Origin of the sequence: Bacteriovorax sp. Seq25_V (assembly GCF_000447795.1) — a bacterium.
Classification (GTDB): domain Bacteria; phylum Bdellovibrionota; class Bacteriovoracia; order Bacteriovoracales; family Bacteriovoracaceae; genus Halobacteriovorax_A.
In genome coordinates this window covers 42043-52093 of the sequence record NZ_AUNI01000013.1, presented here as the reverse complement: position 1 = coordinate 52093, position 10051 = coordinate 42043, and the positions used below count along the sequence as shown (strand labels likewise).

The 10051-nt window shown below is 37.1% G+C and carries 7 protein-coding genes and 1 pseudogene; 4 read left to right on the top strand and 4 right to left on the bottom strand.

Going from position 1 to position 10051, the window contains the following annotated elements:
* A pseudogene (locus M900_RS06210) lies at positions 1-453 on the top strand (transposase); the annotation flags it as partial.
* A gap of 16 nt (positions 454-469) precedes the next feature.
* Here M900_RS06210 and M900_RS06205 read toward each other — a convergent pair.
* Genes M900_RS06205 through M900_RS06190 form a run of 4 tightly spaced genes read right to left on the bottom strand, consistent with a single transcriptional unit; the run spans position 470 to position 3878 of the window.
* On the bottom strand, positions 470-1489 hold the full coding sequence (locus tag M900_RS06205; protein ID WP_021273972.1) for a lipoate--protein ligase: 1020 nt from the start codon (positions 1487-1489) through the stop codon (positions 470-472).
* 9 nt (positions 1490-1498) lie between these two features.
* A complete protein-coding gene (locus M900_RS06200) occupies positions 1499-1849 on the bottom strand; it encodes a hypothetical protein (RefSeq protein WP_021273996.1) in 351 nt (116 codons plus the stop codon).
* Positions 1850-1888: 39 nt separating this feature from the next.
* Entirely contained in the window at positions 1889-2845 is a 957-nt protein-coding gene (locus tag M900_RS17030) for an HAD-IIIA family hydrolase (protein ID WP_052600784.1), read from the bottom strand.
* Complete coding sequence (locus M900_RS06190) at positions 2838-3878, bottom strand: hypothetical protein (protein WP_021273961.1); 1041 nt, start codon at positions 3876-3878, stop codon at positions 2838-2840. The genes M900_RS17030 and M900_RS06190 overlap by 8 nt, the downstream gene beginning before the upstream one ends.
* Before the next feature lie 94 nt (positions 3879-3972).
* Between M900_RS06190 and M900_RS06185 the strand changes: the two genes are divergently transcribed.
* Genes M900_RS06185 through pyrF form a run of 3 tightly spaced genes read left to right on the top strand, consistent with a single transcriptional unit; the run spans position 3973 to position 10049 of the window.
* Entirely contained in the window at positions 3973-4956 is a 984-nt protein-coding gene (locus M900_RS06185; protein ID WP_021273987.1) for an aspartate carbamoyltransferase catalytic subunit, read from the top strand.
* A complete protein-coding gene (gene carB, locus M900_RS06180; RefSeq protein ID WP_021273969.1) occupies positions 4934-9394 on the top strand; it encodes a carbamoyl-phosphate synthase large subunit in 4461 nt (1486 codons plus the stop codon). The genes M900_RS06185 and carB overlap by 23 nt, the downstream gene beginning before the upstream one ends.
* Positions 9387-10049, top strand: a complete 663-nt coding sequence (gene pyrF / locus M900_RS06175) for an orotidine-5'-phosphate decarboxylase (protein WP_021273962.1) — start codon at positions 9387-9389, stop codon at positions 10047-10049. The genes carB and pyrF overlap by 8 nt, the downstream gene beginning before the upstream one ends.
* Positions 10050-10051: the final 2 nt, after the last annotated feature.

The following is a 10051-nucleotide window of genomic DNA, read 5'->3' as shown; positions in this document are numbered from 1 at the left end:
TATATACTTGCAGCAAAGGTTTCAAGCATTCCTGCATTTGGACTACTCGCTGATAAATCACGAAAGAAATATGGATATCGAAAAAATGATCATGAAAGAGGATTAAGAGTAGTATTTAAAAAGATTAAAAATGTTGTCGCTCAAGATGCAACAATTCAATCAGATGAACACCAAGCATATCCAAAGTTTGTGAGTAGATACTTTCCAGCAGCAGAATATAAGAGATACAAAGGAGGACGAGGTTGTGTAGCTGGACAAGGCGAACTTAAGAAGCTTCGCTTCGATCCACTATTTACATTGAATCACACGTGCGCCATGTTTAGGGCAAATATTAACAGACTAGCGAGAAGAACTTGGTGTACGACAAAGAGAATCGACATGCTTCAAAAGCATGTCGATATTTTTATAAATTACTATAACTCGATTTATTTGAGAGATGCTGTCCCCATTTAACTGGAGCAGTTTAAAATTAATTAATTTGAGAACAAAGCCAATTTCTAAAATCAGTCAGAAATTCCTCATACATCTTATACTGAGAAATTAACTCACCGATGGCACGAGAGATATCATCTCTTTCATAACGAAGATTTTTTAAGCTTTCACCGAGAATCTCAATCATTTCAGGATGAAGTGAATCTGTGTAGATTTGTACCTCTGTAATTAGTCCTTTGTGAGAATTAAGATGCAACTCTATCCCACCCCAGACAAATCTCTCCTCCATAAAGTGAGTAAATTTCGGAGTCTCACCAAAACGCCAATTCCAATCTTTCAATTTTTCATAGTATTCATTCAGTGCTGGAACTGACTTGAGGTATTCATAATCAAGGTGCTCAATTTCGCATTCACTACCATAGAATTTAAAAAATTCTTCAATAATTGCCTGACTCAAACTTTCGTGTGTAACATCTGAGTTTACTGCACTTAAGTTTGTCACCCTCGCCACGACTGACTTAATCCCCTTCGATTCAAGCTTCTTCTTATTTGGATTAAGATAGTTTCCAAGACGTGAAAGATCAGCGTTAATCAATAATGTTCCATGGTGAAATGCACGCTCTTTAGTCTCTTTAAAGGCACTACCAGAAAACTTCTTCTCTCCCTCATCTGATTTTAAAACGAGATCATTTCTTCCAGAAGCAAGAGATTCAATTCCAAAGCGCTTTAGCGCATTGATGATTATTTGATTATTGGCATTTTTATCGTAAGTCTCCTTAGATGCCATAAATGTAAAGTTTGTATTTCCAAGATCGTGAAAAACGGCCCCGCCACCACTTTGTCTTCTGGCAAGCTTAATTTCGTCCGCATTCATTCTTTCAACATTGCACTCTGTCCATGGGTTTTGAAAACGACCGATGACAACAGTATTTTGATTTCTCCAGAGGAAGAGAACTTTGTATTCAGGGTCCATATCACGAAAAATCCAATCTTCTGTCGCTAAATTAAACCAGGGGTCAAAGGTATCAGCAACAAGAACACGAATTTTTTGAGACATATAAAGGCCTTAGTGGTTATATTCGATCATAAGATCTGTTAATGAAATAACTCCGTGTGAGCAGATATTCATCAGCGTACTTAGACGAGCCGATTGGTCTTCATACTCACTTGTCTCCTGCCCAATTTTATCAATCTGTTTATTTAGTGGAGTACAAGAGTTCTTCAAGACTTTATAGCTTAGATAATCTGTTAAAGATAGGCTCGAAGCATCGATATGACTAAGAGCAAATTCCGCTACACGCGTCGTCTTAGATAGATTTAATATTGCCGTTTTTTCTTTTAGTGTAAGGTCGCGAGCATTTGAGTTAAATGCAAAAGAAACGATAAATAAGAATAAAATAGTTAGAACAAACTTCATTTTGTCTCCAAATTGCCAATCCGTGGTGGGTAAATGATGTCAGGCCTGATGCAAAAAATCAAGAGAAAAAAGGTATGTTTTTATTCCTTCAAAATCATCGTAAACCATACTGTCATATGGAGACAAATTATAATCTCCGCGAAGAAGAAGATAATTAAGAAGATCGATATTTAAAATGTCACTTGGCTTATCTCCAATCATCCAAGATTGTGAGAGATCTACAGAAAAGCGATAAAGATGCTTGTAAACCATTGCGATACCTGGCTTCCGAGTAAAAGAATGTTTCTTATAATCTCCGTGTCCATTCTGAAAATGATAAGGAGCAATTTCAATTGCATCTATCGTAATACCTTCTTTAGAGAGTCTTTCACAGATAACATCGTGAAAGTGAGCAACATCGGCCTCAGTAAAAAGTCCTCTCGCAACACCTGCCTGATTAGTAACAACTAGCTTTAAAATATTTGAGGCTTCACATATTTGTAGAAAATCAATAACACCAGGGATGAGATCTAGCTTCTCAGGTTGATAAACATAACCATGGTCAATATTGATGACACCATCTCGGTCAAGAAATACCGCCTTTCTATACTCATCAGGGCCAACAAGCTTCTCAACAATCGGGCAAAAAAGATAATTTGAAAATTCGACGTCATTGCTAAAGGTGTGACACTCACTTGCAGAAACAACGTATGAGGTTGTGTCGACGAAATAATCACTACAATCTTTGTAATCTTCACCAGGATAGATTCTTTCTCTAGAATGATCTTTTATATGCTCACAGTATCCAAAAACTTTAAAACTTGATGGAGAAGATATATTAGAGATATTTAAAATATCTAAGAATTCTTCATTGTTAATAACAAGTGCTCCCTTGGAGTTTGCGACAGCTTCCTCGAGATCTTTCATTTTAAACATTTTAAAATATTTTCCAAATGCATTGAGATATTCGTCAAAGTGGTAAGCGGTAATAATTGTATCAAATAGGCTGTTATTCATTGATTGATCTCACTGAGCAATTTACTTTGTATGATGCGGTTGTAAACTTATTCATCGGTTTTATTCTGATCTGAAGTATATCATCATTAAGTCGAATATCAAAAGAAGAGGTACTGTCTTTAAATGGTAAAAATTCAACTTCCGTATGTGTAGTTGCGTAATCTTTAATACTGACAGAGGAAAACTCATAACGATTTTTAACTCCGGAAATGACTTTTTCCTGGTGAAAACAGGTTACTTGAATGAGATTATCACTCCCCTGACCTAAAAGTGGAAAGAGAGATGCCATGAAACGATCAGGGGAAATCTCAAAAAACTGCTTAAGTGTTTGATAGAGATTTCGGGATAACTCCTGATACATATAATGAAGGTCAGCGCGATCCTCTTCATCGAGCTCACCAGGTAAGTCTGGGCCATCCCAAGTAGAATCGAAGCGTCCAGAAAACTCGAGCCCATGACGTTCGTATAACTTTTCACCCAGCTCAAAGAAGAGTTTATCTATAATATCATTATACGTACTTTGAAAAATTGGAGCTTCCACAAAGCCATCAAAATACTTTGAAACAAAACTCTTTGCACCAGCGCTTTTTGTGTTAACAAAAGCATTCTTCTTTGAGAGTTTTAGGCTTAATGGGATTTCCCTTTCACTTGTACTAAAGATGATATCGGCTTCCTTGAAGATATCATTATGATGGCCACCAGTAATTTTTCCAATAACCACAATCGTCTTTATGATCTCACCTTCATTCAAAATACTTTCTATATAAGACGAAACCTCATTAGAAGTTTTCATAGAAAGTGTTTGTAACTTAGAAATTAGTTCTCGATCATTTTGACGAAGCCATTTTTCATAAGTCATCAACATACTCTTCATATCGCCACTAAAGCTTTCGAGAAAAGCATTCTCAATTTTCAGACGCTTGGCACAATGATGAGCGACAAGATATTCAAAGAGATTGCCTTTAATTTCATTAATCAAGGCTTCTTTTTGAATGTTATTGTGAATGGTTTTAAATTCTTTATTTATTTTCATGGCCAAAAGACTATTTCTTTTCTACTATTATTAAAATTCACAGCATCAACTATAATAAGGTAATCATACGAAATTATAGTTGAAAAGGATAGTAATGTCTGCTTTCCCTTCAATATTAGAAGGAATTAAAGACCTAGAACTTGGCCATATTAAGGCCTTGCTTCGTAGGACGAATGACCTTAAATCAGGTCAGCCCCCTCGTCTTCCCTTGCAAAAAACCTTAGCTGTTGCTACTTCATTCCTCGAAAATTCCACAAGAACAAAATTATCATTCGCTATGGCAATCATGAGAATTGGTGGATACCATATTGATTTCCATGCAGAGAGCTCTTCACTTAAAAAAGGTGAATCTCTTGAACAGACACTCCTCACATTGAAATATCAGGGTGTTGATATTTGTATAATTCGAACTAACGAATCACACCTCCTAGATCAATTTAGAGAATATCCTCCAATTAAAATAATTAACGGAGGAGATGGAATTAATCAACATCCTACACAAGCACTACTAGATCTCTATACGTTACAAGATCACTTCGGCGGCCTCAAGAATATTAAGGGGAAAACAATTTCAATTGTTGGAGATTGTATCCACTCGAGAGTAACTCATTCCCTAACAGACCTACTTCCACAATTTGGTGTAAATGTACTACTCTGTGGACCTGACTTTTTCATCCCAGAAGAGATGCCAGCAGGAGTAAACCGTGTCACGAGTCTCGATGAAGCAATTGAACAATCAGACGCTATCTATTTACTCCGCGTTCAAACTGAAAGACATGATAAGTCGATCTCAGACAAACTTAAAAATTACCAGCAAGAATGGGGACTAACTTTTGATCGTTTTAGAAAACACTCAAAAGTACTCCCAGTCTTTCATCCAGGGCCAGCAAATATTGGCATAGAAGTCGAACAGGACATTGTTAACTCCGAGATATGGATGGCACACAAGCAGGTACAAAACTCTGTTTTTGTGAGAATGGCGATAATTGAAGCAATGATTAATAACGAAGACCATCATATTGGTTCACAATATAAGAAAATCCCAGGAGACATTAGTGAGAGAATCAGGAATACCTAAAAAATTTATTCACGACGAAAAAACTTTTCAAGATTCTCTCAAACAATCTCCTATTTATATTCATTTCATTGACGGCACAACTTTTCAAGGATTCATTAACATCCCAAATTTTGAAGACATACTCATCGCAGAAGCGGCCTTCACGACATCAATGTCAGGTTACCAGGAAACGGCAACTGACCCATCATTTCTCGGACAACATATTATCTACACAAGTGCCCATATCGGAAACTATGCCGCAGACGAGAGAGTCTTGCAATCACAGAAGGTTCACGCAAAAACATTGATTGCAAGAAACTTCTCTTATAATGAATTCTTCAACCAAATCGATACTCCGCTAATCTCAGATGTCGACACAAGGGCACTTACAAAGTACCTATCAACAAAGTCTAAAAATCATAAGGCAATAATCACAAGCTCTGAAGCACCACCATCAATAAATGATTTTGAAAGTGACAATTTGATTTGCAATGATCTTAGGCGCGTCTCTATTGCGACAAAAAAGATACATAGAGAAGGTGAAAAGCCTATAGTCATCATAAACTATGGAATAAAGCAGGCAATCACAAATAACTTACTAAGCTTTGGTCTACCAGTTGTTGAACTACCTTATAGTGCCACAAGCGATGATATTCTAGCTCTGTCACCATCATTAATTTTTCTATCAAATGGACCAGGAGACCCAAAACTATATAAAGATCAAATACAAACAATTGCAGCGCTTTTAAAAACAGACATTCCAATTCGTGGGATCTGCCTTGGTCATCAGTTAATCGGTTTAGCTCTTGGGATGGACACGTTTAAGCTTCCATTTGGACAAAGAGGCTCAAACCACCCCGTATTTGATCACATCACTGGAAATTTACTGATCACTGCTCAAAATCATGGATATGCGATTGAAGAAAGCTCTTTTTCAAAACTCCGTAACTGCAATTCAAGTGGGCGTGAATTTGTCTGTGAGTACACTTCGCTTTTTGACAGATCAATTGAAGGGATAAGAAGCACTGACTCTAATATTCGTTCTGTACAATTTCATCCAGAGGCCAATCCTGGGCCAACAGATGCAGCGGTATTCTTTGATGAAATTAGAGATTTTCTTATAAATGGGAAGAAACTGACATTCAAATCGGAAGATATACAAGCACTACCAACTTATCACCAGGGAAAATTAAATAGCGAGATCAAAAAAATTCTATTAGTAGGATCAGGTCCAATTAAAATTGGTCAGGCTTCAGAGTTTGACTACTCAGGAACCCAAGCACTAAAAGCATATAAAGAGTTAGGAATTGAAGTCGTCCTTTTGAATTCAAATCCAGCAACAATTATGACGGACAAGAATATGAGTTTTAAAACTTATATTGAACCAATCACTAAAGATACGATCAAAAAAATTATAAAAAAAGAAAATGTCGATGCTGTTCTCTCAACAATGGGAGGACAGACTGCACTAAATATCTGTATTGAGCTTGAAGAAGAGGAGTTTCTCTCTCGTAATGGGGTAAAACTTCTTGGGGCCAATGTCGACACGATAAAGAAGACTGAAGACAGAGAGTTATTTGCAAAAGAACTTGAAAAACTGGGCTACAAGGCCGGCAAGAGATTTTCAGCGACTTCTAAAGAGCACGCTTACGAACTTGCAAAATCAGAAGTTGAATTTCCACTAATTATTAGAAGAGACTTCGCACTGGGAGGAAAAGGGGCCGCCCTTGCCTACAATCAGAATGATCTCAAAGAAATTTTTGACAGTAGTGATATTAAATTTCCTGTAACAATGGAAAAGTCACTCCTCGGCTGGAAAGAGATTGAACTCGAGGTAATGGTCGATAAGAACAAAAATGGAGTTGTGATTTGTTCGATCGAAAATGTCGATCCATGCGGTATCCACACAGGGGATTCAATTACCGTTGCACCGGCGCAGACTATATCAGACAGGTGTTATCAAAAGCTTAGAGAAATGTCTTTAACCATTGCAAAACATATGAATGTTGTTGCAGGTGGGGCTAATGTGCAATTTGCCATTAACAATGAAGATGAAGACGATATTGTAGTTATTGAAATGAATCCTAGGGTATCAAGATCTTCTGCATTAGCATCTAAAGCGACGGGGTATCCAATCGCAAAAATTTCTGCTGGACTTGCTGTTGGATTAACTCTCTTTGAAATTCTAAATGACATTACAAAAGTTTCTCCCGTTAGTTTTGAGCCGACACTTGATTATGTCGCGGTTAAAATTCCGATTTTTCCATTCAACAAATTCCCTTCCTCATCACAAGATCTTGGTCCTCAGATGAGAAGTGTTGGCGAAGTACTTGCTCTTGGAGGAAATTTCACCGAAGCCTTAATGAAGGCCCTGCGTTCAACAGAACAAGGTCTAGAAATACCAAAACTCAATCAATTAAAAACTACTCCATTTATTGCAAGTGAAGAATACGTAATGGATAGACTTTCACGTCCAAGAGAACTATCCGTATTGACATGTCTAGAGGCCCTTCGCTTTGGAGTGACTAGTGAGGATATTTATCAAAAAACCAAAATTACAAAATGGTTTATAGAGCAACTTGAACAGTTCGTTATCCTACAAAGAAAACTAGAAAACGATCCAACACTAATCCAAAACCCTGGACAGCTTTTAAACTTTAAAAAGTATGGGTTCTCAGACAAATACCTCGCCCATTTAACAGACCAAAAACAAGAAGATATTCTTGACCTTAGATTTAAAAACTCTATCTTCCCAGTCTACAAGGCGGTAGATACTTGTTCAGGAGAATTTAGTGCGGGAACTCCATACTATTATTCGACATACTCGGTACAGAACGAACCAACGCCATTATCAAATGAGTTTAAGAGTACAGCAATATTTGGCTCAGGACCAAATCGAATTGGCCAAGGAATTGAATTTGATTACTCTTGTGTTAAAGGGTGCCTAAAACTCGGCGAGCACGGTATCAAGAGTATCATGCTAAATTCAAACCCAGAAACAGTAAGTACCGACTATGACAGTAGTGATAGACTTTACCTTACTCCTCTTTACTCAGAGGACCTCTTTGACATCCTTCACTTTGAAAGGCCTAATCACATTATTTCGTCATTTAGTGGTCAAACAGGAATTAATATTCGAGAAAACCTTGAAGCAAATTTTAGAAAAAAATATCATGAATTAAAATTTCTTGGACCCAACCTTCAAACTCTGGACTTGGTAGAAGATCGTAAGAGTTTTGATATGGTAACAAGGGAGACAGAGCTTGATCATACAGTATCAAAACAGGCCAGGGGTCATAAAGAGCTTCTCAATATTATTGCAGAAATTGGCTATCCAGTAATCATCAGACCAAACTATGTAATTGGTGGAGAAAGTATGTTCATCATCAATGGTCATAATGACTTAGCACAATTGGATGGAATTTTTGACAATGATGCCTCAGGATCTTCAATAGTATTTCAAGTCGAAAACTATATCGAAAACGCAATAGAATATGATGTTGACCTAATAAGAGATACTAAGGGTCATACCGTCTTTACTGTTTGTGAACATATTGAACACGCCGGCGTACACTCGGGAGATTCAGGAATGATTTCCCCTCCTGTTATTATCTCACAAGAGAATCTCGATAAAATGCAAAGGCTATCGATTACTCTGGCCAGTCGCCTCAATATCGTTGGCCCAGTCAACTTTCAGTTTGCACTTAAAGAAAATCGAATTTACTGTATCGAAGCAAATCCTAGGGGATCAAGAACCTTACCATTTCTAAGTAAGGCCTATGACATTGACCTACCAGGGCTTGCAACTGATGCGCTTCTAGGAAAAGAAATTCCAAATATTACACGGTTTGAACTTGATGCGTTTATTGTAAAGCAATCAACATTTCCTTTTGATCGATTTGTAAAAGACAATATTATTCTTGGGCCTAAAATGCGATCAACAGGCGAGACTCTCGGAATAGACAAAAAGCTTGAGACCGCACTAATGAAGTCATATCTCGGAAATTATCCAAACCTTGATCGACCAGGAAAAATACTTCTATCACTGTCTAATGACTCAAAGAATGAAATTTTATCTCTACTCTCTCCCCTTCATGAATTAGGAATGCAGTTTATGGCGACTAAAGGTACTTACCATGCCATTAAACAACTTGGTCTCAGTTGTGAGCTTGTTGAGAAATTTGATGAACATGTGAAGGGCGTGGCCATGATTGATGCGATAAAAGACGATCATCTAGTAGCTGTATTTAATACTCCAATGAATCAAGGAAAATCAAAAAATCATGGAGAAATAATTAGAAATATTGCAATCTCTTATGGAGTTCCTTGCTTTACACGGCTTGAAAATATAAAGGCCGTTTGTGAGTCAATGATCCATGGAAATATTAAAGATTCTTCTCCTCTTGCTTTACAAGAAATTACCGCGAATCATTTTGATGGGAACAAAAAATATGAATAGAATTTTTCTTGCTCTAGATAATATGTCTAAAGAAGAGGTCTTAAGTTTCTTAGACCTACACGCAAAGAATCTCTCGCTTATTAAAATAGGAATGGAATTATTTTATAGATATGGGCCAACACTTATTACCGAATTAAAGAGTAGATATAATTTAAAAATATTTCTCGATCTTAAATTACATGATATTCCTAACACAGTGGCCAGTGCGATCAAATCTCTATCTCCCCTTGAAATTGATTTTTTAACTATTCATCTCAGCGGCTCAACAACAATGCTTCAGGCCGCCAGAAAAGCTTGTGATGAATATCTCCCAAGTACTAAATTGATTGGAGTTAGCGTTCTTACATCAATGGACGAAAGAGAGTGCCAAAGTATCTACAATCAAAACCTCGAGCTGACCTTCAAAAATCTATTCAAACAAGCGACCTTATCTCATCTAGACGGAATTGTTTGCTCTACTCAAGAACTTAAATACATTTCAAAAGATGACAAAATCTTAACAATCTGTCCTGGGATCAGATTTCAACAAGATCAAGTAAATGACCAAAAGCGCGTATCTACGCCTGAGGAGGCATTTCAACGAGGGGCTGACTATCTTGTTATGGGACGTGCGTTGAGAGATAATCCAGAGCGAATTACTAGTTTAAACAATTAACA